The sequence below is a fragment of the Myxococcus hansupus genome, from assembly GCF_000280925.3.
Classification (GTDB): domain Bacteria; phylum Myxococcota; class Myxococcia; order Myxococcales; family Myxococcaceae; genus Myxococcus; species Myxococcus hansupus.
Window position 1 is genome coordinate 7294620 of the sequence record NZ_CP012109.1, and the last position, 24979, is coordinate 7319598.

19 protein-coding genes are annotated in these 24979 nt (G+C 69.5%); 8 read left to right on the forward strand and 11 right to left on the reverse strand.

The window, feature by feature from the left end:
* Nucleotides 1-16: 16 nt before the first annotated feature.
* Together A176_RS28510 and A176_RS28515 are read right to left on the reverse strand one after the other, a co-directional pair.
* Nucleotides 17-1576 (reverse strand): serine/threonine-protein kinase, encoded by a 1560-nt coding sequence (locus A176_RS28510; protein WP_021781004.1) that lies wholly within the window; start codon nucleotides 1574-1576, stop codon nucleotides 17-19.
* Nucleotides 1577-1641: 65 nt separating this feature from the next.
* On the reverse strand, nucleotides 1642-2391 hold the full coding sequence (locus A176_RS28515; RefSeq protein WP_044889314.1) for a TIGR02266 family protein: 750 nt from the start codon (nucleotides 2389-2391) through the stop codon (nucleotides 1642-1644).
* 105 nt (nucleotides 2392-2496) lie between these two features.
* Between A176_RS28515 and A176_RS28520 the strand changes: the two genes are divergently transcribed.
* The 7 genes from A176_RS28520 (at nucleotide 2497) to A176_RS28550 (ending at nucleotide 10793) form a co-directional block, all read left to right on the forward strand.
* Nucleotides 2497-2985, forward strand: coding sequence for an NADH-quinone oxidoreductase subunit NuoE family protein (locus A176_RS28520; RefSeq protein ID WP_002638447.1), 489 nt, complete (start codon nucleotides 2497-2499; stop codon nucleotides 2983-2985).
* A 38-nt stretch (nucleotides 2986-3023) separates the two neighbouring features.
* A complete protein-coding gene (gene nuoF / locus A176_RS28525) occupies nucleotides 3024-4364 on the forward strand; it encodes an NADH-quinone oxidoreductase subunit NuoF (RefSeq protein ID WP_002638446.1) in 1341 nt (446 codons plus the stop codon).
* The gene (locus A176_RS28530) at nucleotides 4361-4867 is read left to right on the forward strand and encodes an NADH-quinone oxidoreductase subunit J family protein (protein WP_002638445.1); all 507 of its coding nucleotides are present in this window, start codon (nucleotides 4361-4363) and stop codon (nucleotides 4865-4867) included. The genes nuoF and A176_RS28530 overlap by 4 nt, the downstream gene beginning before the upstream one ends.
* A gap of 73 nt (nucleotides 4868-4940) precedes the next feature.
* Complete coding sequence (gene nuoK / locus A176_RS28535; protein ID WP_002638444.1) at nucleotides 4941-5243, forward strand: NADH-quinone oxidoreductase subunit NuoK; 303 nt, start codon at nucleotides 4941-4943, stop codon at nucleotides 5241-5243.
* A gap of 19 nt (nucleotides 5244-5262) precedes the next feature.
* Nucleotides 5263-7491, forward strand: coding sequence for an NADH-quinone oxidoreductase subunit L (nuoL, locus tag A176_RS28540; RefSeq protein WP_002638443.1), 2229 nt, complete (start codon nucleotides 5263-5265; stop codon nucleotides 7489-7491).
* The gene (locus A176_RS28545; RefSeq protein ID WP_002638442.1) at nucleotides 7488-9215 is read left to right on the forward strand and encodes a complex I subunit 4 family protein; all 1728 of its coding nucleotides are present in this window, start codon (nucleotides 7488-7490) and stop codon (nucleotides 9213-9215) included. Before nuoL ends, A176_RS28545 begins: the two co-directional genes overlap by 4 nt.
* Before the next feature lie 18 nt (nucleotides 9216-9233).
* On the forward strand, nucleotides 9234-10793 hold the full coding sequence (locus tag A176_RS28550) for an NADH-quinone oxidoreductase subunit N (RefSeq protein WP_002638441.1): 1560 nt from the start codon (nucleotides 9234-9236) through the stop codon (nucleotides 10791-10793).
* Nucleotides 10794-10866: 73 nt separating this feature from the next.
* On the opposite strand, the gene A176_RS28555 is transcribed toward A176_RS28550, so the two are convergent.
* The 7 genes from A176_RS28555 to hslO all read right to left on the reverse strand — a co-directional run bounded on the left by A176_RS28555 (nucleotide 10867) and on the right by hslO (nucleotide 20780).
* Entirely contained in the window at nucleotides 10867-11706 is an 840-nt protein-coding gene (locus A176_RS28555; RefSeq protein ID WP_002638440.1) for a GNAT family N-acetyltransferase, read from the reverse strand.
* A 414-nt stretch (nucleotides 11707-12120) separates the two neighbouring features.
* Nucleotides 12121-13569, reverse strand: a complete 1449-nt coding sequence (locus tag A176_RS28560; protein ID WP_044889313.1) for a sigma-54-dependent transcriptional regulator — start codon at nucleotides 13567-13569, stop codon at nucleotides 12121-12123.
* Complete coding sequence (locus tag A176_RS28565; protein ID WP_002638438.1) at nucleotides 13566-16058, reverse strand: ATP-binding protein; 2493 nt, start codon at nucleotides 16056-16058, stop codon at nucleotides 13566-13568. Before A176_RS28565 ends, A176_RS28560 begins: the two co-directional genes overlap by 4 nt.
* The gene (selB, locus tag A176_RS28570) at nucleotides 16055-17971 is read right to left on the reverse strand and encodes a selenocysteine-specific translation elongation factor (protein ID WP_002638437.1); all 1917 of its coding nucleotides are present in this window, start codon (nucleotides 17969-17971) and stop codon (nucleotides 16055-16057) included. The genes A176_RS28565 and selB overlap by 4 nt, the downstream gene beginning before the upstream one ends.
* Nucleotides 17972-17990: 19 nt before the next feature.
* A complete protein-coding gene (locus A176_RS28575) occupies nucleotides 17991-18767 on the reverse strand; it encodes a phosphoribosyltransferase (protein ID WP_082282849.1) in 777 nt (258 codons plus the stop codon).
* A 62-nt stretch (nucleotides 18768-18829) separates the two neighbouring features.
* Nucleotides 18830-19861, reverse strand: a complete 1032-nt coding sequence (locus A176_RS28580) for a Leu/Phe/Val dehydrogenase (protein WP_002638435.1) — start codon at nucleotides 19859-19861, stop codon at nucleotides 18830-18832.
* A gap of 34 nt (nucleotides 19862-19895) precedes the next feature.
* Complete coding sequence (gene hslO, locus A176_RS28585; protein ID WP_002638434.1) at nucleotides 19896-20780, reverse strand: Hsp33 family molecular chaperone HslO; 885 nt, start codon at nucleotides 20778-20780, stop codon at nucleotides 19896-19898.
* A 261-nt stretch (nucleotides 20781-21041) separates the two neighbouring features.
* On the opposite strand from hslO, the gene A176_RS28590 reads away from it, so the two are divergent.
* Nucleotides 21042-21722 (forward strand): succinate dehydrogenase/fumarate reductase transmembrane subunit, encoded by a 681-nt coding sequence (locus A176_RS28590; RefSeq protein WP_002638433.1) that lies wholly within the window; start codon nucleotides 21042-21044, stop codon nucleotides 21720-21722.
* 126 nt (nucleotides 21723-21848) lie between these two features.
* Here the strand turns inward: A176_RS28590 and A176_RS28595 are convergent, their stop codons facing one another.
* Both A176_RS28595 and dacB read right to left on the reverse strand, forming a co-directional pair.
* Complete coding sequence (locus tag A176_RS28595; protein WP_002638432.1) at nucleotides 21849-22352, reverse strand: single-stranded DNA-binding protein; 504 nt, start codon at nucleotides 22350-22352, stop codon at nucleotides 21849-21851.
* Nucleotides 22353-22560: 208 nt separating this feature from the next.
* Nucleotides 22561-24807, reverse strand: coding sequence for a D-alanyl-D-alanine carboxypeptidase/D-alanyl-D-alanine endopeptidase (dacB, locus tag A176_RS28600; RefSeq protein ID WP_044889312.1), 2247 nt, complete (start codon nucleotides 24805-24807; stop codon nucleotides 22561-22563).
* Between the last annotated feature and the right edge of the window lie 172 nt (nucleotides 24808-24979).

Consider the following 24979-nt stretch of genomic DNA (forward strand, 5'->3'; position numbering starts at 1 on the left):
CCCGGCCGCCCGGCCGTCACTCCTTCGGCGTGTCGGACGAGATGACGAGGTCGCCCTTGCCGAGGAACTCCCGCTCCGGGAAGGCCTTGTAGAAGTCCTCCAACATGGCGTCGACGTCCGGGTAGCGCTGCTCGCGCTTGTCCTGGGTGGCCTTGTCGAAGAGCTGATCCAAGCCGCTGGGGGCCTCCGGGTTGACCTCGGAAGGCAGCGGCGAGCGGCGGCCCGGAATCTGACCGGTCAGCATCTCGTAGAGGAGGATGCCCAGCGCGTACACGTCCGCGGCGGGGCCCGGCTCCTTGCCGCCCCGGTTCATCAACTCCGGCGCCATATAGGACATGCCGCCCGTGCCCACGAAGACCTGGGGCATGCCCTTGGTGGAGTCCACCTCCACCACGCGGCCCAGGCCGAAGTCGGCCAGCTTGGCGTTGCCATACGCGTCGAAGAGCACGTTCTCCGGCTTGATGTTGTGGTGCGTGAGGCCCGAGGCGTGCGCGGCCCGCAGGCCGTAGGCCATCTGCAAGAAGGCACGCAGCGCGAAGGGCACCGGCACGCCGTTGCCACCACCCGCGTCCAGCCGCTCCCGCAGGCTGCCCTGCATCAGCTCCAGCACGAAGTACGGCCGCGCCGCTTCCACGTTCTGGTCCACCACCTGAACCACGCCGGGGTGACGCACCTGCGCCTGGGCGCACAGCTCCTTCTTCAGCCGCTTGAGGACCTCGCCCCGCTGCAGGAAGGAGAAGTAGCCGAAGATGTCCTTCAGCTCCTTGAGGCAGATGTCCAACCCGAGCGCGGTGACGCGGCCCTTGAAGACGGTGCCCAGCGGCCCGGTGCCGATGGGGTCGAACTTCTGGTAGCGCAGGTCCAGCTCCGAGCCCTTCGGAGCGGAGGCGGCGGGCGCTGCGGCGGCGGGAGCGGGGGTGGGCGCGGCGGGAGCGGGCATGGGGGCGGCGGCAGGCGCGGAAGGGGTGGGAGACGGCGAGGCGGCGGACGCCGGGGGGAAACCCTGAATGATGACCGTGGCCTCGCGGCGGGGCTCGGCGGCGACGGCGGAGGGCGGCGGCATGGGGATGGCCGCGGCGGGCGTGCCCAGGTCCAGCGCGGGCATGGCCGAGCGTGAGCTGCGCATCGGCGGCATGGGCGGCGGCGCGGGCGTGGGGCCCGGCGTCGGGTGGGCTTCCACCTCCGTCTCGTCCAGCAGCAGCTCGGGCGGCGGCGGCGGCACCATCAGGGGCTCGTCGCCCTCCTGGGGCTCCTCGGGCGTGCCCACCACGGCGGCGAGCTGATCGGCGAAGAACTCACCGACCTCCACGGAGAAGCGCTCGTTCAGCTCGCCCCCCGCCACCTGCTCGCCCTGCTCGGTGAGCTTGAGCTGGGCCTCGCGGTCCATGGCGATGTAGTGGAACTTCCGGAGGAAGAAGAAGTAGTTGTCGAACTCGAGCGACACGGACGGTTCGAGGGCGGCCTTCACGTCGGCCAGCTTGTTCGAGCGTCCAAGACGGCCGTTCTCCCTCAGGTTCCGGAGGATGAACAGCGCCTCGCCACTGACGGTATCGCGATTGAGGGCGGGCTTCTGCATGGGGAAGGGACTCTATGCGGTCCCCCCGCCGACGCTCAACGGATGACTGGCGGTAAAACGCGCGCCTACTTGATGCGCAGAAGCTGCTTCACCGTCTCCAGGACCTCCACGAAACGGACCGGCTTGCGCAGGTAGATGTCCACGCCCAACTGCATGGCGCGGTCCTGCGCCTCCTTGCCGCCCGCGGAGATGGCGATGATGGGAATGGCGCGCAGCGCCTCTTCCTCGCGCATGCGCTCCACCAGGGCGAAGCCGTCCATCACCGGCATGTAGAGGTCCGTCATCACCAGGTTGAAGCGGTCCTCGCGCAGCATCTGCAGCGCGTGGTGCCCGTCCGGCGCGAAGTGGACCTCCAGGGGGACCTTCCCGTGCAGCTCGCCGCTGGCGAGCTTCTTCAGCACGTAGCTGTACATCTCGATGATGTGCGGGTTGTCCTCGACGATGAGCACACGGTACCCCTCGTGCTCGACGTGGGACGCGTGGCTGTCTGCTCCTGCCGCACTCAAGATGTCACCCAGTTTCCGTCGGTCCTGCTCGCGCTCCACGCGAACGCCGACGCCCGCGGGCTGATCGGCGCGCGCAGGCCGCGTCCAGGCCACGGTTCCGCTGACTTCTACCGGATCCAGAAGGCCCGGGAAAGAAAGTGCGAGCCGGACCTCGTCCCCCAGGCGGAAGACCTGCTCCGTCTGAACGAACAGGCCCTCATGGGACAGGTTCTCCGTCACGTCACGGGCCTGACGCCCGTCCGTGTAGTCCACTCTCAGCACAGCGGGGACGCGGGGGTGCTGGCGCTTGTCCTCTGGACCCGGGTTCATAACAAGGGCTTGAAATCGCTCGGCAATTTGCTGATGGCAACCCAGTGTAGCTTCGAGGGTTTATGTTGACAACGTAGCCATTGGGGCAATACGTACCGGCCCGCCATGGCGGAGCCCCTGTTCACCTCTGAAGAGCAGAAGACGTTCGACGCGGGAATCGCGGAGATCATCTCCCACTACCCTCCGGATCGCAAAAGCGCGGGCATGCTCCCAGCGCTGAGGCTGCTCCAGGAAATCAAGGGGTGGCTGCCCCCGGATGGGTTGCGGCTGGTGGCGAAGCATCTCGAGGTCACTCCCGAGCGGGCCATGGAAGTGGCCAGCTTCTACGTGATGTACCACCTCAAGAAGCCGGGCAAGTACGTCATCGACGTCTGCACGAACCTGTCCTGCTCGCTGTGGGGCGCGGAGAAGATGCTCGCCTACCTGGAGCAGAAGCTCGGGCTCAAGGCAGGTGAAGCGAACGAGAAGTTCACCTTGCGAGAGACCGAGTGCCTGGCCTCGTGCGGTACTGCGCCCTGCCTGCAGATCAACGAGGATCATCACGAAAGCCTGACGCAGGCGAAGCTGGATGCCATCCTCGCCAAGTTGAGCTGAACCTCCCCCACCCTTCTTAGGCTTAGGACGTCATCGACATGGCCTCTACGGCAAAGACGATCGAACCGATCATCTCGGCGGCCTGGGGTAAGCCTCAGTCCTGGACCCTGGACAGCTATCGCAAGCGGGGGGGCTACGAGGCGCTGAAGAAGACGCTCCAGATGGAGCCCGCCGCCATCATCGACGAGGTGAAGAAGTCGAACCTCCGCGGTCGCGGCGGCGCCGGCTTCCCCACGGGCCTCAAGTGGAGCTTCGTCCCCAAGGACAGCCCCAAGCCCAAGTACCTGGCGGTCAACGGCGACGAGTCCGAGCCGGGCACCTTCAAGGACCGCTACATCCTCGAAGACGACCCGCACATGATGCTGGAAGGCATCGCCATCGCGGCCTACGCGCTGGGCGTGCATACCTGCTACGTGTACCTGCGCGGTGAGTTCAAGTTCCCGGCGGAGCGCACGCAGGCGGCCATCGACGAGGCCTACAAGGCCGGCATCTTCGGCAAGACGGTCCTGGGCAAGGACTTCGAGCTGAACTGCTACCTGGTGCGCGGCGCGGGCGCCTACATCTGCGGCGAGGAGACGGCGCTGCTGGAGAGCCTGGAAGGCAAGAAGGGCTGGCCCCGCCTCAAGCCCCCCTTCCCCGCGGTGGTGGGCCTCTTCGGCTGCCCCACGGTGGTGAACAACGTGGAGACGCTGGCCAGCGTGCCCGCCGTGTTCCAGCAGGGCGCGGACGCCTACGCCAAGCTGGGCACCGACAAGTCGGGCGGCACGCGGCTCGTGTGCCTCTCCGGCACGGTGAACCGGCCGGGCGTCTACGAGGTGTCGATGTTCACGACCCTCGCCGAGCTCATCTACGACGACAAGTACGGCCGGGGCATGCCCGCGGGCCGCAAGGTCAAGGCCGTGATTCCGGGCGGCTCCTCGGCGCCGGTGCTCGGCGTGGACGAGCTGGACGTGGCCATGGAGTTCGAGGCCCTCAAGGTCAAGCAGACCATGGCCGGCTCCGGCGGCGTCATCGTCATGGACGACGCCACCTGCATGGTGCGCAGCCTGTGGCGCGTGGCCCGCTTCTACGCGGAAGAGTCCTGCGGCCAGTGCACGCCGTGCCGCGAGGGCACGCCCTGGCAGACGCGCCTGCTGCGCAAGATCGAGGAAGGCCGCGGCGAGCCGGGCGACATCGACATGCTGTCCAACGTCGCGTCGTCCATCGCCCCGTACCCGCCCATCGGTCTGGGCAACACCATCTGCGCGCTCGGCGACGCGGCGGCGCTGCCCACGCACTCGTTCCTCATGCGGTTCCGGGACGAGTTCGAGGCCCACATCCGTGAGCACCGCTGCCCGTTCGGCGACAAGCCCTGGGGTTCGTTCGGAGACTGGTCTTGAACATCGAGCTCGTTCTTTTCGGAGCGTTCGCGCTCCTGACGCTGCTGTCGGCCGGAACGGTCATCTTCGCGCGCAGCCCGATCAACTCGGCCATGGCGCTGGTGTCCACGTTCTTCTTCCTGGCCGGCATCTACGTGCTGCTCTGGGCGCACACCATCGCGGTGATGCAGGTGCTCGTTTACGCGGGCGCCATCATGGTGCTCTTCCTGTTCGTCATCATGCTGCTCAACCTGGGTGAGTCGCCGACGCGCGGCAAGCCCACGCTGGCGCGCATCGCGGGCGGCGCGGCCACGGTGGGGCTGTTCGCCGTGCTGGCCATCATCCTGCTGAAGATTCCGGCCGAGCCGGCGACGCTGAGCCTGGAGGCCCAGGCGAGCTTCGGCACCATCGCCACCATGGGTGAGGTCATCTTCACCCGCTGGCTGCTCCCCTTCGAAGCCGTGAGCTTGCTGCTGCTGGTGGCCATGGTGGGCGCCGTCGTCGTGGCCAAGTCGCGAATCTGATCGCCCATTCCGGACAACTTTTCTGTGCTAGATGGCGGCGCAGGCAGCCGCTCGCGAGGCCCCGAACAGGCCCATGGTTCCCATCACCTACTACCTCCTGCTTGCCGCCGCCCTGTTCTGCATGGGCATGTTCGGCGTGCTCGTCCGCCGCAACGCGCTGGTCATCTTCATGTGCGTGGAGCTGATGCTCAACGCGGCGAACCTCACGTTCGTGGCCTTCGCGCGCATGCGTGGTGACGACCTCGGCCACGTGTCCGCCTTCTTCGTCATCGCGGTGGCGGCGGCGGAAGCCGCCATCGGTCTGGCCATCGTCATCGCCGTCTTCCGGAGCCGGGGCAGCGTCCTGGTGGAAGACATCCGGACGATGAAGCACTGAGCCCCCAGGAGCCACTGTCATGACTCTCGTCGAATTCTTCCGGGCGGCCCCCGTGGCGCCAGACATCCTGGCCCCCTCCCTCTGGCTCATCATCGCCCTGCCCCTGCTCGGCGCGTTCATCTGCGGCGTGTTCGGCAAGATGCTGGGCCGGGCGAACGTGCAGCTCATCGCGTGCGCGACGGTGGCCGGCGCCTTCGTCCTGAGCGTGTTGGCCTTCTGGGCCACCAGCTCCTACAACCCCGAAACGGGCCGGTTGGCGGCCGTGTACCCCAACCCGTTCGGCCTCGAGCGGGACTTCGTGCGGTACGCGCTCGCGTACGACTACGGCACCTGGTTCTCGGTGGGCGACTTCCGGGTGAACTTCGGACTGATGGTGGACCATCTGTCCGGCATCCTGCTGCTCATCATCACCGGCGTCGGCTTCCTCATCCACCTGTACTCCACCAGCTACATGGAGCACGACGCGGCGTACTGGCGGTTCTTCGCGTACCTGAACCTCTTCGTCGCGGCGATGCTGACGCTGGTGCTGGCCGACAACCTGGTCCTGCTCTTCGTGGGCTGGGAGGGCGTCGGCATGGCGAGCTACCTGCTCATCGGCTTCTGGTACGACGACCCGGCCAAGGCCTGGGCCGGTCGCAAGGCCTTCGTCACCAACCGCATCGGTGACTTCGCGTTCCTCATCGCCACCTTCCTGCTCGTCCTGCTGGTCTCCGCCTTCACGCAGCAGTCGAACGCGGCGGACTTCAACAACGCCGGCACGACGTCGCAGCACTACAAGGCCGCGCTGGCGCAGAAGGGCCCCGTGACGTTCAAGGGCCTGGAGAAGATGGCGGAGGGCCTGCTGGACACCGCCGCGGACCAGGTCGACCTGAGCACGCCCATCCAGGCGGGCCCGCTGGCGGGCTACACCTTCGGCGGCGTGATGACGGCGGCCATGCTGCTGTTCCTCCTGGGCGCGGCGGGCAAGAGCGCGCAGCTCCCGCTGTACGTCTGGCTGCCGGACGCCATGGCCGGCCCGACGCCGGTCTCCGCCCTCATCCACGCCGCGACGATGGTCACCGCCGGCGTCTACCTGTTCAGCCGCATGTCCGCGCTGCTGGTGCTGAGCCCCACCGCCATGGCGACCATCGCCATCATCGGCGCGCTCACCTCGCTGCTGGCGGCGCTCATCGCCTTCGCGCAGGACGACATCAAGAAGGTGCTCGCCTACTCCACGGTGTCCCAGCTCGGCATCATGTTCATGGGCGTGGGCATGGGCATCTTCTGGGCGGCCGTGTTCCACCTGATGACGCACGCCTTCTTCAAGGCGTGCCTCTTCCTCGGCGCCGGCAGCGTGATGCACGGCAACGGCGACGAGACGGACATCAAGAAGCTGGGCGGCCTGCGCAAGGAGATGCCCTGGACCTGGGCGACGTTCCTCATCGCCACGCTGGCCATCACCGGCATCGTCCCGCTCTCCGGCTTCTTCTCGAAGGACGCCATCCTCCACGCCGCGCACCTCAACAAGCTCGCGGGTCTGGAGTGGGTGGGCGGCGTCGTCTACTACCTGGGCCTGCTCATCGCCGCGTCCACGGCCTTCTACATGACGCGCGCCTACCTGCTCACCTTCGAGGGTCCTCGCTCGAAGGAGGCCAAGGTGGCCCACGCCCACGAGAGCGCCTGGCAGATGACCCTGCCGCTGGTGGTCCTCGCGGTGCTCAGCGTCGTCGCCGCGCGGTACGCGTTCGGCATCAACTTCTTCGACATGTCGGCGCAGCCGGTGCTGGACAACTTCCTGAGCCCGGTGTTCAGCGCCACCAAGCGCATCACCGAGGGCAGCTCGCTCGTGGTGCTCGACACCAGCCGCCCGCAGGTCTTCCCGGACTACCTCAAGGCCTGGGCGGTCGCCATGGCCGGTGGCGGTCTGGCGTTCTACATGTACCGCGTCTTCTTCCCCGCGCGGGTGGGCCAGCCGGTTCCGGCCTACGCCCGGGCGGTGCGTCGGGCGGCCCAGAACAAGTTCTACGTGGACGAGCTCTATGAGCTGATCCTCATCCGTCCCGTGAAGTTCATGAGCTTCCTCCTCTTCCGCGTGGTGGACGCGCTCGTCATCGACACCGTGGCGGTCCGCGGCACCGCGTGGGTGACGGCCCGCGTGGGCAGCGCGCTCCGGTACGTGCAGTCGGGCGACGCCCAGGCCTACGCCGCCGTGATGGCCATCGCCCTGCTGGGCGGTGTCGTCTACGCCCTCATCCAGGTGATGCAATGAGCTTCTTCGACACCCACCTGCTCAACCTCGTCGTCTTCCTGCCGCTCGTGTTCGCGGCGCTGGTGGCGATGCTGCCCGCCAGCGAGAACGGCCAGATTCGCACCGTCACGCTCATCGCCATGGTCGTGGACCTGGTGTTCGGCGTCTGGGCGTACATGGCCTACGTGCCGGGCGGTCCGGAGTTCCAGCTCGAGTACCGGGCGCGGTGGTTCGACCTGTTCGGCACCAGCTACCACGTGGGCGTGGACGGCCTGGCCGTGAGCCTGCTGCTGCTCACCGTCTTCCTGGGCCCGCTGGTGGTGCTGGCGTCCACCACGTACATCAAGTTCCGCATCAAGGAGTTCCACCTGGCGCTGCTGGTGCTCCAGACGACGATGCTGGGCGCGCTGGTGTCGCTGGACGTGCTGCTCTTCTACGTCTTCTTCGAGGCCATGCTCATCCCCATGTACCTGCTGGTGGGTGTGTGGGGCGCCGAGGACCGCCAGATGGCGGCGGTGAAGTTCTTCCTCTACACGCTGGCCGGCTCGCTGCTGATGCTGGTGGCCATCATCGCCGTGTACTTCATCAGCTCGCCGGTGGGCGCGCGCTCGTTCGACTACGCGAGCATCTACAACGGCCTGCTGGACGCCAACCGTCAGCTCAGCGCGTGCACCACGGAGGGGTCGTGTGACTCGCTGACCGGGCTGGCCGCCACGCTGCACACCTGGGGTCCGTGGCTGTTCGCGGCGTTCGCCATCGCGTTCGCGGTCAAGGTCCCGATGTGGCCGCTGCACACCTGGTTGCCGGACGCGCACGTTCAGGCGCCGGTGGCCGGCTCCATGATTCTGGCCGGCGTCACCCTGAAGATGGGCACGTTCGGCTTCTGGCGCTACGCGATTCCGTTCTTCCCGGTGGCCACGCAGCAGGCGCGGCCCTTCCTGGCCACGCTGGCCGTCATCGGCATCGTGTACGGCGCGCTGATGTGCCTGGCGCAGCGGGACATCAAGAAGCTCATCGCGTACTCGTCCGTCAGCCACCTGGGCTACTGCATGCTGGGCATCCTGGCGATTACCGCCGAGGGCGCCACGGGCAGCGCGTACCAGATGCTCAACCACGGCGTGTCCACGGGCGCGCTGTTCCTCCTGTTCGGCTACCTGTACGAGCGGCGCCACTCGCGCCTGATGGCGGACTACGGCGGCATCGCGAAGGTGATGCCGGTATTCACCGCGGCCTTCGTCATCATCACCTTCTCGTCCATCGCCGTGCCGGGCACCAACGGCTTCATCGGTGAGTTCCTCGTCCTCCTGGGCACCTTCAAGAGCGACCTGGGCGAGGCGGCGGGCAACGCGCACCTGACGATGGTGTTCGGCGCCTTCGCAACGCTGGGTGTCATCCTGGGCGCGGCCTACATGTTGTGGATGGTGCAGAAGGTGTTCTTCGGTGGCCTCACGCACCGGGAGAACCAGCACCTGACGGACATGAACCTGCGCGAGGGCCTCACGGTGCTCCCCTTCATCGTGCTGGTCGCGGTGATGGGTCTGCAGCCGCAGCCCTTCCTGGACCGCCTGTCGCCGTCCACGGACCGCTTCCTGGCCCGCGCCCGCGTGGGCACGCCGGGCGCGGCCCTGCAGGAGGACCAGCTCCGGGTGGAGGTGATGTCCCTGCCGCCCCGTCAGGTCGCCGCCGCGCCGTCCGCGCCCGTTCCGCTGGCCGCTGCCCCGGCCGTTCCCTCGCCGCGGCAGTAAGCCGCCTGAGCTTCCGACATGAACCTGCCCAATCTCAGCCTGGCAGACTTCCTCCCGCTGCTGCCCACCATCATCATGGTGGTCGGCGCCTCCATCCTGCTGCTGTCGGAGGTGTTCCTCTCCTCGACGGCGTCGCGCGCGTACCAGGCGGTGCTCACCGTGGTGACGGCGGTGGCGGCTGGTGCCACGGCGCTGTCGCTGATGTTCGAGCCGCCGCAAGAGGTGATGCTCGGCTTCGGCGTGCTGGACCCCTTCTCCAGCTTCCTCACCTTCGTGGTGTGCGTGGGCCTGGCGCTGGCGACGCTGAGCTCGGTGAGCTTCCTGCGCAAGCGCGGCGCCGAGCGCGGTGAGTTCTACGCGCTGATGCTGTTCGCCTCGGCCGGCATGAGCCTGCTGGCGATGTCCAACGAGCTCATCACGCTCTTCGTGAACATCGAAGTGCTCTCCATCGCCACCTACGCGCTGACGTCGTACCTGCGGCGCGGCACGCGGCCGAGCGAGGCGGGCTTCAAGTACTTCATCCTGGGCGCGTTCTCCTCCGCGGTGCTGCTCTACGGCGCGGCGCTGCTCTACGGCGCCACCGGCACCACGCACCTGACGGCCATGGCGGGCCCGCTGGCCTCGGCCCTGTCGACCCAGCCGGGCCTCGTGTACGCGGGCATCATCCTGGTGGGCGCGGGCTTCGCGTTCAAGGTGGCCGCGGTGCCGTTCCACATGTGGACGCCGGACGTCTACGAGGGCGCCCCGACGCCCGTCACCGCGCTGATGAGCGCGGGCGTGAAGGCCGCCGCCTTCGCCGCGATGGTCCGCGTGTTCTTCATGGTGGGCAAGGGCGTGGACCCGCAGATGCTGCTGGGCCTGTTCTCCGTGCTGGCCTTCCTCACCATGGTGGCGGGCAACCTGCTGGCGATTCCGCAGCGCAACGTGAAGCGCATGCTGGCGTACTCGTCCATTGCCCACGCCGGCTACCTGCTGGTGGGCGTGGCCGCCCTCTTCGTCACCGGCCCGGGCGAGCAGTTCCGCCTGCTGGGCGCGTCCGCCCTCACCGGTGGCAGCCCGCTGGACATCGCCCGCTCCGAGGCGCTGCGCGGCATCCTCTACTACCTGCTGGCCTACACGTTCAGCGCGGTGGGCGCGTTCTCCATCATCTCCGTCCTGGAGCGTCGCGAGGACGAGGAGAAGGGCACCGCCTGGGATTTGGAGCGCTTCAGCGGGCTGGCGCAGCGCAAGCCGGGCTGGGCCTTCGCCATGGCCGCCTTCATGCTGTCGCTGGGTGGCATCCCGCCGACCATCGGCTTCATGAGCAAGCTGCTCATCTTCCAGGCCGCGGTGGACGCGGGCCTCATCGGCCTCACCATCGTCGGCGTGCTGTCCAGCGCGGCGGGCGTCTATTACTACCTGCGCGTGGTCGTCTACATGTTCATGCGGCCGGTGCCGGAGGGCGCGCAGACGCTCGAGCGGAGCTGGTCCACGGAGCTGGCGCTCGTCGTCTCCACCCTTGGCGTGGTGGTGCTGGGCATCATCCCCGGCCCCGTGATGACGTGGCTGGAGCAGGCCAGCAGCATCTTCGGCCAGTAACGACTCAGCCCGGCTGTCACTTCACGCCCGCCCCGGCTTCGTGCCCGGGCGGGCGTCGTGTTTTCAGCGGCCGTCAGGGCCCGGCGTCTGGCAACGGGCCCTGGAGCTGGAATGTCTCCAGACGCGTCTGCGCCCCCGCGTCGCGGAGCCGCTGCACCAGCGGCGCGTCGTCCATCAGCGCGACATTCAGGGAGGACACGCCCTCCCCCATCCGGAGGAAGGCGTCCTCCAGCAGCGTCCGCGCATGCGCGGGTGACACGGCGAAGAAGGGGAACAGGGTGGGCCCGGAGGCGCGCAGGTCCATCATCCCCAGCCACTGGCGCCCGGGCGCCCGCGAGTCGACGAGCCCCAGCACCCGGTGCGACGCACGGGCCACGAAGCACGCCAGCTTGCCGGGCACCATCCGGAAGGCCTCCGTCAACGCGTCGCAGTCCTCTCGCGTCACCGGCACCAGGCGCCCCTCGGGTGACGCAGGGGGAAGCGCGTCCAGGTGCGCCCGCGTCACCCGCAGCGTGGTGGCCTCGCGCACCGGCCGCATGCCCAACGAGGTGTAGAGCGCGAGCGCGGGCACGTTGTCCCGCTTCACGTTGAGGCCCCAGCGGGCACACCCTTGTGCGCGCAGGTGCTCGGCCAGGTGCGCCATCATCGTCCGCCCCAGCCCCTTCCCTCGCGCGGACGGGGCCACCACCAACTGGCTCACGTACCCGAAAGTCCCCAGGGACTCCGCCACGCCGTAGGCCTCAACACCCCGGGGGCCCTCCGCGAGCAGGGCGAGGGGCGCGAGCTCCGCCGCCCACATGGACTCAGGAGGTGGGGGGTCATCCACCCCGAGCTCCAAGAAGAGCCGGGCAAAGACGGCGTGGTCCTCCAACCGACCTGGACGCACCACCCACGGCGATTCCGCGAAACCCACCTGAGCTCCCTTTCGTCGCGTGCTGTCAGAGATTACAGACGCCGAAAAGAAGGCAGCCCGACACCCCAAAGAGGTGCCGGGCCGCGGGTCTTCTCAAGGTGACTCACCGGAAGTGCTGAAGGGGTGGGGGGGAACCGCCTTCAGCCTCGCTTCGATGTGTCCCGCGTGTTCCTCTAGCAGTCGCCATGCCAGCCGCCTCGCGGTGAGAAACTCTAGTTTTCTCAAGCACTTGAAGGACTAACCGACGCTGGCCCTGCCCCATGGCTGCATTTCAGTGCTGCAATGGGGTTTCAGATGTGAAAAAGCCGAGTGATTTCAGCGGGTTCTCTTTTTCACCTATGAACCCGGCCATTTCGGATCTGAATCCATGGCCGCGGGAAAGTTACATAGGTGAGCCTCTCTCCTACTTCAGGGCTACTCCCGAGCCAGCTCACTGGGTGGCCGCAGGTTGAGCCGTTTCATCTTCCGCCAGAGGGTGGTGGAGGAAACGCCGAGTTCGTCCGCGACGCGCGCCAGGTCCACGCCGTGGCGCTCCAGGGCCTGGGTGATGGCGTGACGCTCCGCCTCTTCCACCACCTGGGCCAGCGTGGGCCCGGACTGGGCCGAGCGCCCCAGCCCCCCACCCTGCCCGTCCAGGAACGCGACGCTGGGGGTGCCATGGGCCGGCGTCATGCGGCCCTGGCGCAGGGGGAAGTCCTCGGGGAGCAGCTCGTGGGCTTCCGCGAGCGCGGCGGCCTGCTCCACCAGGTTCTCCAGCTCGCGCACGTTGCCCGGGAAGCCGTAGCTCATCAGGTGCGACACCGCGGCCGAGGACAAGCTCTTGGGGTTGGGGCTGCGCGCGTTGGCGCGCTCCAGGAAGTGCTCGGCCAGCGCGGGCACGTCCTCCAGGCGCTCCCGCAGCGGCGGCACGCGCAGGGCCACCACGTTGAGGCGGTAGTAGAGGTCCTGGCGGAAGCGCTTGTCGCGCACCTCCAGCTCGATGTCGCGGTTGGTGGCGGCGACGATGCGCACGTCCACGCGCAGCGCGGTGGACTCGCCCACGCGGCGGACCTCGCCCTCCTGGAGCGCGCGCAGCAGCTTCGACTGGAAGGTGGGGCTCGTCTCCGTCACCTCGTCGATGAAGAGCGTGCCGCCATCCGCCTCCTCGAAGAGGCCGCGGCGGGACTTCACCGCGCCGGTGAAGGCGCCCTTGGCGTGGCCGAAGAGCTCGCTCTCCAGCAGGGACTCGCTGATGGCGGCGCAGTTGACGGGCACGAAGGAGCGCGCCTTGCGGCGGCTGTGGGCATGGAGCGCGCGGGCCACCAGCTCCTTGCCCGTGCCGCTCTCGCCGTGAATGAGGACGGTGGCGTCGCTCTGCGCCACGCGAAAGAGCCGCGTGGTGAGCTCCCGCATCGCGGCGCTGCGGCCCACCAGCGCGGAGAGGCCGTGGCGCTGGTTGAAGTCCGTGGTGAGGTTGTCCACGTCGCGCTGCAGGCGCGCGCGCTCCAGGGCGCGCTCCACGCGGTAGCGCAGCTCGCTCTCCTTGAAGGGCTTGGTGACATAGTCGTAGGCCCCCAGCCGCATGGCCTCCACGGCGCTCTCGATGGAGCCGAAGGCCGTCATCATGATGACCTGGAGCCGGGGCGCCACCTCCAGCGCGCGACGCAGCAGCGTGAGCCCGTCCATGGGCTCCATCTTCAGGTCCGTCAGCAGCAGGTCGATGCTGCCGCTCCCGAGCTGGGCCAGGGCCTCCTCACCGGTGGCGGCCTCGAAGACGGTGTAGCCCTCCGCCCGGAGCAGCAGGGCGGTGGTGGCGCGCATGTTGCGCTGGTCATCCACGACGAGGAGACGGCCTCGGCTCGGCGGAGTGTGCGCTTCGGTCATGGGAAGGACGGAGGCTGCGACAGAGGCAGCCTGAAGGTGAAGGTGGTACCGCGACCCGGGATGCTGTCCACGGCGATTTCGCCCCGGTGCTCCTCGAGGATGCGCCTGACGACGGCCAGGCCCAGGCCGGTGCCCTGGGCCTTGGTGGTGAAGAAGGGTTCAAAGACGCGGTGGAGCAGCTCGGCAGGGATGCCCGGGCCCTGGTCCACCACGTCGATGCGAAGCTGCTCGCGCCCCGCATGGGCCTCGCGGCGCGCGCGCACCTGCACCAGCCCGCCCTGCGGCATGGACTGGATGGCGTTGACGGCCACGTTGACCAGCGCCTGCCGGATGAGGCGGCGGTCCATGGGCACCGGCGGCAACCCGGGCTCCACGTCGGACTGGATGAGGATGGAGCGGTCCGCCCCGCCGCCCTGCATGCGCGCCGCCTCCAGCGAGTCCTGGAGCACGCGCCCCAAGTCCTCCTGCTGGAGCACGGGGTCCCTGGGGCGCGTGTAGTCCAGCAGGTCCCCGACGATGCGGTTGAGCCGGTCGCTCTCCTCACCCAGGATGTCCAGCAGCATGGCCGCGTCCCCGCCGGGGACCAGCAGCCGGCGCAGCGACGCCACCGCGTTGAAGATGACGCCCAGCGGGTTGCGCACCTCGTGGGCGACAATCGCGGACAGCTCGCCCAGCGCGGCCAGCCGCTCCCGCTTCACCATCTCCGCGCGCGTGGCCGCCAGCTCCGCGTAGCTGGCCCACAGCGACTCGTACAGGCGCGCATTGGCGATGGACAGCGCGAGCTGGCCACACGTGGCCTCCGCCAGCTCAATCAGCTCCGGCCCGAAGGCCCGCGGCCCGCGCGTGTCGTCCACCACCACCACGCCGATGAGCTCCTCGCGCGAGGTCAGCGGCAGCGCGAGAATCGCCTTCTCGTCGAAGCGGTGCGCGAGCTCCGAATTGAAGCCTCCCTCCGCCGTGGACACGTCTTCCACGGCGATGGGCCTGCGGTCCCGGGCCACGCGCGCCGTCAGCCCATCTCCGTGCAGCGGCAGGACCACGGTGCGGAAGAAGTCCCGGTGGGCAATGGACGCCGCGGCGCCGCGCAGCACCCGGGCGCTCTCGTCGTAGAGGAGGATGTAGCAGTTGGACACGTCCAACAGCCGGACGAGGAAGTCCGCCGCCACGTCCAGGATGCTCGACGTCTCCAGCACCCCCGACGTGGTGCGCGCGAGGTCCAGGAGCAGGCGCGTCTCCGAGAGCTGCCGCGCGGACTCCGTGCGCAGGCGGCGCTGCTCCAACAGCGAGACCAGCAGCTCCGACAACGTGCCCAGCAGTTGCAGGTCCCGCGCGTCGAAGGCGTGGCCCGGCGCGCGCAGCACCTGGAGCGCGCCGCACACCTCTCCGCCGCGCGTCAGACACACCACCGCGCCCGTCCCGAGCCTGCCGCCGGACAGCTCCGCCAGGGACGCCTCCTGCGCGGGCGAGGACAACGCGCCCTCCGCGCGGCCCACCAGCACGGCCGTGAGCCGCGCGGCGTCCGCCGACGCCTCCAGCCCCACATGGGACGACAGCGCCAGCGCGCCCTCTGGAGGCAGCGACACGTGCAGGGCCGCGGCGCTGGCCTGCAGCAGGGACGCGACGCGCGCCAGGAAGTCCTCCTGCGAGGGCGGCGAAGGCTGCGCGACGAAGCGCGCCACCTGCGCCACCGACTCCATCTCCCAGCGGCCGCGCGCGCTGTCCGCCTGCACCCGCGCGTCCGTCAGCGCGGCGCTCACCACCTTGGCGAAGAGCATCAGCACCGAGCCATGGTGCGGCGCCACCCAGTGGCCCGCCACCCACAGCACCTCGGTTTGAGGGCCGCCCACGGGCAGGTAGACGTGGCTGGGAGCGGAGTGCTCCGCGCCACCGAACACGGGCCGCCCGTCCGCGAGCGACTCCAGGCCCAGTTGAGCGTCCTCGGGGAGCTGCGCCCCGTCGCGGGCCACCAGCCCCTCCCCTTCCCAGCGCAGCAGGCGGGCCCGGAAGCCCGCGGCCTCCAACCCCTTCAGCGCGACGCGGCGCACCGCGTCCTCGGAGTGCGCGGAGACCAGCCCCGCGGAGGTCTCCACCAGCCGCTCGGCCACCGACATCTCCGGAGGCCGCCCCTCCGTGGGGATGCAGTTGAGCAGCAACGCGGAGCCGCCGCCCTCCAGCTCGAGCCGGGACGTGAGGACGGCCACCTCCCGCGTGACGCCGTTGGCACACGGCACCTGGAACAACTGCGCGCTGGCGTCGAGCGGGGCGCCAGCCTCCACCCGCCGGTAGCGCTCGATGAGCCGGCTGCGGTCCTCCGGCTGGACGAAGTCCATGGCGGAGCGGCCTTCGACGTGCTCCCGCGCCAGGCCCACCATGGCGACGTACGCGTCGTTGGCGGCGAGCACGCGCCCGTCCGCCAACACCACCACGGGGTTGCGGAAAGGCTCGATGACGGTCCGAAGGTCCGCCTCGCTGTAGCGCTTGGTACTCATCCGCGACGCAGCACCCGCTTCTCTCCCACCCGGAGCGTCACCTTCTCCCGGTCGAAGTACTCGGACAGGGGGATGACGAACTTGCGGCTTTGCCCGACCATCTCCTTGAAGTCCTGGGTGGTAATCTCCTTCTTCTCACGCAGGTGGGCAACCAGACGCTCGCGCAAGGCCGTCAAGGCCCGGGCCTCGAACCAGAGCCCCTCCGTCACGCGCACCACCACGCCCTCCGCCACCAGGACGCCCAGCAACTCCTTCAGCCGGGCCTCCGGAAGCTGGAGTTTCTGCTCCAGTTCGGAGAGCGTGGGAGGCGCGAGCCCCGCCGCGGAGAGCTCCACCGCCAGCCGCGTCCGGGCGGCACTCTCTCCCAGGGTCAGCGTGCGGCCGCGCCCCTTGAGGCGCACCCCCTCTCGCTCCAGCTCCACCCGGCCTCCTTCCACCAGGGCCTGCAACACGCGCTGAAACACCCGCGCATCCAGGGGCGCGGACAACCGCTGCCGCAGCTCCTCGCGCGACAGGCTGTCACGCAGGGGCTCGCGCTCATGGAACGTGGCCAGCAGCGACAGGGCCCGGCCCTGCAAGCCCTCGAAGACTTCACCGGAGAGATACAGCCGCCGCTCCCGGTCGACGAGCAGCGCGCCGCCCCGCGCGCCCAGCAACTCCAGCGTGCGCGTCAGCACCCGAGGCCCCAGCGCCGAGCGGCCGAACAGCTCCGGCTGCGTCAGCCCCCGGTAGCCCGCCTGACGCAGCAGCCACGCCACCTGCGCCCCAGGGTCCGCCTCCAGCAGGGGCGCCACCAGCGCCGCGCTGCCCTTGCGCCGCCGGGTGGACGCGATGGAGAGGACGTGCCCCCCCGCCACCGTGGCGCCGCGCCCCGGCAGTGCCCGGGCGCCCCGCAGGATGAAGCGCTGCCCCACGAGCGCGCCCACCGGCGAGGCCAGCCGGAGCTGCGCCAGCGTCGTCTCGCCGGGCTCCAGGCGCTCCACGTCCAGCAGCGCCACCGTGGCCTCCACCTGCGCGGTGCCCAGGTGCAACAGCAGCTTCGTGCGGCGCGGCAGCGGCGCGGGCGCCGCGGGCAGCAGCGTCAACGCCACGTCCAGCATCGCCGTCTCGGGGAGCTCGCCCGCGCGCACCAGCACCATGCCCCGGTGCAGCGCCTCCGGCTCCACGCCCACCAGGTTCACCGCCGCGCGCTGCCCCGCCGTCACACGGCCCACCGCCTCGCCGTGACGCTGCACGCCGCGCACGCGCAAGGGACCGGGCAGGCCCGGCAGCAGTGACACCGCGTCCTCCACCGCCAGCGCGCCGGACAGCAGCGTGCCCGTCACCACGGTGCCAAAGCCCTTCATGGAGAAGACGCGGTCCACCGGGAGGAAAGAGGGGCCTTCCAACGGGCGCTCGGGCAGGGCCGCCGCGGCGCGGGAGAGCGCGGCGCGCAGCGCGTCCAGGCCCTCGCCGGACCTCGACGAGCACGCCACCACGGGCGCCTGCTCCAGGAAGGTCCCCACCGTGAGCGAGGCCAGGTCCGCCTCCACCAGTGCGCGCCACTCCGGGCCGAGCTCCGCCAGCGTGTCCGACTTGGTGAGCGCGATGACCCCCGCCTTCACGCCCAGCAGCCGGCAGATGTCCAGGTGCTCGCGCGTCTGGGGCATCACGCCCTCGTCCGCGGCCACCACCAAGACGGCCAGGTCCACGCCGCCAGCGCCGGCGGCCATGGCCTTCACGAAGCGCTCGTGACCGGGCACATCCACCACGCCCGCCACCGCGCCGTCATCCAGCGTCAGGTGGGCGAAGCCCAGCTCCAGGGTGATGCCACGGCGCTTCTCTTCCTTCAGCCGGTCGGTGTCGATGCCGGTGAGCACCTTCACCAGGGACGTCTTGCCATGGTCGATGTGGCCCGCCGTCCCGATAATCATGGCGTCACCACGCCAGGGCTCATGCGCCGGCCTTGTCCGGGTCCTCGTCGAAGCGCACGTCGCCCGTGGACGGCTCGTAATCCCACGGGAAGACCATGAGCGACGCGGTGGAGAGCGCGGAGTAGTCCGGCGAGAAGCCGCCCGGCTTCGTCACCAGGCACGCGGTGGCCACCTTCTTCGCGCCCGCCTCACGGGCCAGCGCGCTGGCCAGCTCCAGCGTGTCGCCGCTGGAGGCCACGTCGTCCACAATCAACACGCGGCGGCCCTTCAGCTCGGCGGGCATCTCCTCGGAGACCTGGGGCGCCTTCGACGACTTCGGCGCCCCGCTGCTCCGGTCCCGGCTCCGGCGGCTGATGCGCACGGGGAAGAACGGGCAGCCGAGCGCCCCGGCCAGCGCCCCACCCACGAAGACGCCTCCATGGGCCACGCCCACCACCACCTGGGGCTCGAAGGTCTCCTGGATGGAACCGGCGAGCTGCTGCACGGCGCGGTCGAACTCCTTCCAGGTCAGCTCCTTCACCCCCGAGGACGCGGAGCGGCCCCGTGACTGGTCCTTCCCCGTGGGCTGGCGCGGCGCTTCCACCTGGGGCGCCAGCACGAGGTCCTTTGGGATGGAGACGAGCTTCTCCGCCTGCCCCCGCGACGACGGAACAGGAGACTTCTTCGAAGAGGCCTTCTCGGTGGGTTTGCTCGGGGCCTTGGGCCCGGGCGCTGCCCGCTTGGTCGCCACGGCGGTGAACTCCGGCTGGGGTGTGTGCGGCCCCGTCATACTCAAAGGGCCGCACGGTGGCCACATCCGGCCACACCTCATGGAGTGACACTGTCGCGCGGCAACACACGCACGGCGCAGTGCGGCGCTCAGGCGCTCAGCCGCTCCTCGACCATCCGGTCCGCCACCTGCTCGGGGCGCAGCCCTGACTCCTTCGCCCGGGTCAGCACCGTGTCGATGGTGTCGAAGATGTGCGAGGCCCGGGAGTACGCCTTGTCCCGGTCATACCCCGCCCACTCCTGGGCCACGTTGATGAGGCCGCCCGCGTTGGCCGCGTAGTCGGGCACGTACAGGATGCCCCGCCGCGCCAGGTGCTCGCCGTGGCGCGAGGTGAGGAGCTGGTTGTTGGCCGCGCCGCACACCGCCTTGACGTTGAGCAGCGGCAAGGTGGCGTCGTTGATGGCGCCTCCCAGCGCACACGGGGCGAAGATGTCCGCCTCCATGCGATGCAACGCATCGGCCTCCACCGCGGTGGCGCCGTAGTGCGTCACGGCGTGCTGCACGCTGGCGGGGTTGATGTCGCTCACCCACACCTGGGCGCCGCGCTCGTGCAGCTCCTTCACCAGGTACATGCCCACGTGGCCCACGCCCAGCACCGTGACGCGCAGGCCCTTCAGGTCCGGGCTGCCGAAGACGTGCTTCGCCGTGGCCTCCATGGCGCGCGCCACGCCATACGCCGTCACCGGCGACGGGTCCCCGCTGCGCTCCTTGAGGCCAACGACATACTTCGTGTGCTGGCGCACGTGCTCCATGTCGTCCGGGCTGGTACCGCTGTCCTCGGTGGTGATGTAGCGCCCACCCAGCGACTCCACCGCGCGGCCAAAGGACTCGAAAAGCCTTGCACGGTCGAAGTCGCCGCGAGGCAGCATGATGACCGCCTTGCCGCCTCCATGGGGCAGCCCGGCCAGCGCGGCCTTGTATGTCATTCCGCGCGCCAGACGCAGCGCGTCCGCGACCGCTTCCTCCTCGCTCGTATAGGTCGACAGCGCGCGGGTGCCGCCCAGCCCAGGCCCCAGCCGCGTGTTGTGCATGCCGACAATGGCACGCAGCCCCGTCTTGGAATCGCTCAACAGGTGGACGGCTTCGTAGCCGCCCTCCAGCAACTGCGTGAAGTAGCTCATGGCGCGCGGCAAGTACCGTCGCGCCCGTGCCAAGTCAAATGGCGCCGCGTTCCAACATGCCGCGGATTTCATCTCCAGGAATGACATACCGCGTCGTGCAAAACTGGCACGTCGCCTCCGCCTGTCCTTCCTTCTCCAACAGGTCCGTCAATTCCTCACGGCCCATGGCCAGCAGCGCGCGCAGCACCCGGTCCTTGCTGCACGAACAACCAAAGCGCAGCGGGTAGCGAGACATCACCTCGAAGTCCTCTTCGGGCAGCAGCGCGCGCAGCACGGCCGCGCCGCCTTCCGCCCCATGCGCCTGCAGCGCCGGCGCGAAGTCCCGGCGAAGCCGCTCCCCCAACTCCGCGAAGGCGGCCATGTCCGCGCTCGGCAGCGGCTGGACGAGCAGGCCGGCGACATGGCCCAGGGGCTCCGCGTCTCCACCCTCCGGAAGCTGCGCCAGCATCACGTGCGACGGGAGCTGGTCCGACTGGCGGAAGTAACGCTCCAGGTCGCCGGCCAGGTCGAAGGCCTCCAGGTCGACCGAGGAGCGGTAGTACTCGCCCCCGCCCAGGTCGCGCAGCACGGACAGGAAGCCCTTGTTCCCCAGCACCGGACGCCAATGGTACTGGCCGTCGCCGCCGGCGTACTCCACGAGCGTGTTCTTCACGTACCCGCGGACGAGCCCGGAGGTGTCCCCGTCCACGAAGAGCCCGCGCAACGGCCCATCACATTCCAGTTGGATGTTGATGCGCGAGTCGTTCTTCTGAAGGGCCCCCATCAGGGCGGCGGCGGTGAGGGCCTGCGACAGGAGCACGGCGGCGGCGGGCGCGGTGTGGTGGGTGGCACGCGCCTGACGCGACAGCTCCGTGGTGGAGGCCAACACCACGCGCAGGTCCGTCTTCTTCAACAATCCACTGACAAGCTCGTCGGACATATCGGTTGCGACTAGCGTGCCCGAGCCCGCATTGCCCGCCAACGTCAGAAGGCGGGAGCCCCGCCGCCCGCCCGCCGGCCAGCAGTGGGGCCTGGGGTGACGCATAAGGTCAGCCTTATGCCTCCGTGTGGGTGTGCTGGCATGCGGGGGTGCGGAAGAAATCCAGCCCCGGCGCTGGAACGGCTATAAACCGCCGTCCGACTGTCACCTGCCCTCGACGTGGACGCGGCAAGACGCCCGCGCGCCGCCGCTGGAGATTCGATGAGCACCCAAGCCGCTGCCGCCGTAGAAACGAAAACACCGCTCCTCAAGTCCCGTCTGGGCTCGTTCCTCGCGGTGGTGCCCCTGTCCGTCTGGGTCGTCAACCACCTGTGGGACAACCTCTCCGCCTTCAACGGCGCGGACGCCTGGCAGAAGTCGGTGACGACCTACGCCAACCCGTTCTCCCAGGTCTTCACGTTCGTCATCGTCCTGCTGCCGCTGCTCATGCACACCGGCTGGGGCATCGTCCGCCTGTTCAGCTTCAAGCCGAACAACGTCCGCTACAACAACTACGGCAACCTCAAGTACATCCTCCAGCGCCTCAGCGCGGTGGGCGTGCTGGCCTTCCTGGGCGCCCACATCTGGCTGGCCTTCCTCTACCCGCGGCTGGTGCTGGGCCACCCGGAGGCGTTCGACGACATCGCCCGGGAGATGCGCTACCACCTCCCCACCCTGGTCGTTTACCTGCTGGGCACGCTGGGCACCTCGTTCCACCTGGCCAACGGCATCCAGGGCTTCGCCATGGGCTGGGGTCTGCTCTCCAGCGAGCGCTCCATGCGCAAGTTCGAGCCCGTGGTCATCATCACGTTCCTCGTCCTCACGGCGATGAGCTGGGCGGTCATCTACGCGCTCTACACCGCGGGCGCCGCCTTCAGCCCCGTGGGCGCCACCCCTCCGTGATGCCCCGCCCCGGCGCCACGCGCGCCGGGGCCTCCAGGTGCTGAAAAGCCCACCGGCCGCCCCCGAGTCTTCCGGGGAGCGGCCGGTTTCATTTCAGGGCACCGAAGGCGTCAGCCGGGGCCGGGACTAGAACGGGATGTCGTCGTCGCCAGGGCCGCCGTTGTGGCCTCCACCGCCCATGTCGTCCGGAGGCGGCTGGCCGTAGTCGTTGTTGTCGCCGCCGCGCTGCTGGGAGAACTGCCGGCGTCCACCGCCACCGCCTCCACCGCCGCCCATGCCGTCTCCGGCGTCACGCCCGCCACCGCCCAGGAACGTCACGGCGTTGGCCACCACCTCGGTGGTGTAGTTCTTCCGGTTCTCCTTGTCCGTCCACTCGCGCGTCTGCAGGCGGCCCTCGACGTAGCACTGCCGTCCCTTCTTCAGGTACTCGCCGCAGAGCTCCGCGAGCTTTCCCCAGACGACGATGCGGTGCCACTCGGTCCGCTCCTGCTTCTGGCCATTCTTGTCGACCCAGCTCTCGCTGGTGGCGATGCGGAAGTTCGCCACCGCTTGCCCACCGGGAGTGAACCGGACCTCCGGGTCCGCCCCCAGGTTGCCGATGAGGATGACCTTGTTCACGCCTCCAGCCATGACTGCGTTCCTTTCTCACGAGAACCGGTCCACCACGGACCGGTTACGACCCGGCGGGCAGCACCCGCCGGGTTTGATGCCCACCTATAGCAGCGGGGACTGACACCCAGCCAGAAACCGGATTTGTTCCTGGGGGCCGTACGCCTGCCTGCCATCCGGACGGGGAGGCCCGTCCGGTGGGGCGCGTGAGAGACGCGGCGGAGGCGGACTACCCGCCCGGGCGGGTGTCGGCGGTGGGAGACTCGGGCGCCTTGCCCGCGGGCGCCACCACCTCCACCGCGTTGAGGCCCGCGGGCGTCCGGGCCGGAGCCTTGGCCTCCGCCACCTTCTGCGACAGCGTGGAGTCCAGGCCCTTGGCGAACGACGCCAGCCGCGCGTCCGACGCGCCCAGGGTGCGGCGCAGGGACTTCCAGAACGGGTGGTCCGCCTGGCCCGCCTGCACCAGCGCGCGCGCCAACAGCGTGGTGCACGCGTCCCGGTCCCCGGCGCTGGCGGCGCGCAGCGCCACCACCAGCTCCTCCGGCGCGGTGCGGGCCACCTCGCCCAGGGCCTCCGCCATCTCGCCCTGGGACTGGGCATCCGTGCCCGCCGCGCCCGCCAGCTCCAGCACACGCGCGAGCGCCTCCGCGTTACCGCCCGCGGCCAGCTCCACCATGCTGCTGACGCCCGGCACCTCCACCGACAGCAGCCGCGCCACCTCGCGCAGCCGGCCGTACACCTCCGTGGTGGCCGAGTAGCTGTCCAGCAGCGTGCGCGCGCCCAGGTAGTCGTGCGGGTTGGACTGGTACAGCCCCTCCGCCAGCACCGCGCGCACGGCCGGGTCGCGCTCGCTGCGCCACGCCGTGCGCAGGAAGCCGATGTTGCGCTGGTCGCGCTGGGCCCCCAGCTCCAGGTACGTCTTGATACGGGCGGCCACGTCGTTGAGGCCCCCCGCCGGACGGCTGCTGTCCGCCAGCGCGGCCACCGCCGTGGACGGCCCCAGGCTGGAGCCCGTGGCGGCCACCGCCGCGCCCAACGCGTCCAGGCCCGCGACGATGGGGCCCGCGCGGCCCGCGAAGTCGTTGGCCATGATGGAGAAGGTGAAGCGCTCTCCGCCCGCGCTCGTCACGTAGCCGCTCAGCGCGGAGACGCTCTCCAGGGTGCCCGTCTTCGCGCGCAGCCGGCCCACGGCGTCGCTGCCCTCGAAGCGGTACTTGAGCGTGCCGTCCTTGCCGGCGATGGGCACGGAGGACAGGTACTCCGGCGCGAAGGGGAAGCGCTGGACCATGTGCCGCAGCAGGCCGTTGAGCTGCGTGGCGGAGAAGCGGTTGGCGTCGTTGAGGCCGCTGCCGTTCTTCATCACGTAGGTGCCGCGGGGGATGCCCACGTCGCGCTCCAGGAACTGCTCCACCACCTCCACGCCCTTGGTGAAGGAGCCCGGGGCGCCGCGCAGCTCCGCGCCCATGGTCTTCAAGAGCTGCTCGGCCACGAAGTTGCTGGAGAGCTTGTTGAGGCGCTTGAGCAGCACGTCGAAGGTGTCCGACTGGGCCACGTGCAGCATGCGGGCCTTGGTGGACGTCTTGCCCAGCTTCACCTTGCCCTTCATTTTCACGCCGCGCGTCGTCAGCATCTGCTTGAGCGACTGCCCGAAGTACATGGGCGGGTTGTCGATCTTCTTCCAGACGCTGACCGCGCCGCCGCGCTCGTTCGGGAGCTGGCCGCGCACGACAATCTTCTGCTGCAGGCCCACGGCGTCCGACTTGACGAACACGCGGCGGGCGCGGCGCGGACCGGTGGTGAGCTGGTTCTCCAGCACGAAGTAGTCGCTGGGCGGCTCCACCTCCACCGACCCCTTGGCGCCCGGCGCGTTGCCGGGCCGCAGGTAGATGGCCACCGCGTTCCAGTTGAGGCTCACCGCGCCGGTGGGCGCCATGTACGCGCGGTCCGTGTCCTCCTGGTCATAACCGGGCGGCGTGCGCTCGGCGTCGAACCAGGAGTCATCCACCACGATTTCGCCCACCTCGCGCACGCCCGCGTGCCACAGCTCCGCGACGATGCCCCACAGGCGCTCGGTCGTCATGGACGGGTCGCCCTTGCCGCGCACGTAGAGCGTCTTCACCTTGCCGTCCGCGCCCAGCTCCGGCTCCACCAGGAACTCGGTGTCGTAACGGAACTCGGGCCCCAGGGACGCCAGCGCGGCGGCGGACGTCACCAGCTTCACGTTGGAGGCCGGGTTGAGCAGCTCGTCGGCGTTGTGGCTGAACACCACGGTGCCGTCGTCGAGGCTCTGCATGAGCACGCCCATGCGGCTCGCCTTCAACGGCGCGCGCTGGAGGACCTCCAACAAGGCCGTTTTCAGCGCCTCGCGGTCCGCCCGTTTCGCATCGGGAGCGGGCGCGGCGCGCGCGGCGTGAGAAAGCGACAGGAAAATAATGGCCGACGCGGCCAAGATGGAGCTGGCTCGATGGACCTGCACACTCTCTCCGGGGAAGTCAGGTGCCATTATGCGGAACGGGGCAAAAGACGAGCAAGGGTGAGAGACAGCGTGAGTCCACGTCTGGGCGCTCGCTCTACCAGCAGGCAGAAACCTGACATTCCAACTGTAACGGCGTGACTGACGCGGGACCCCAGTGAAACACGCCTGTCCA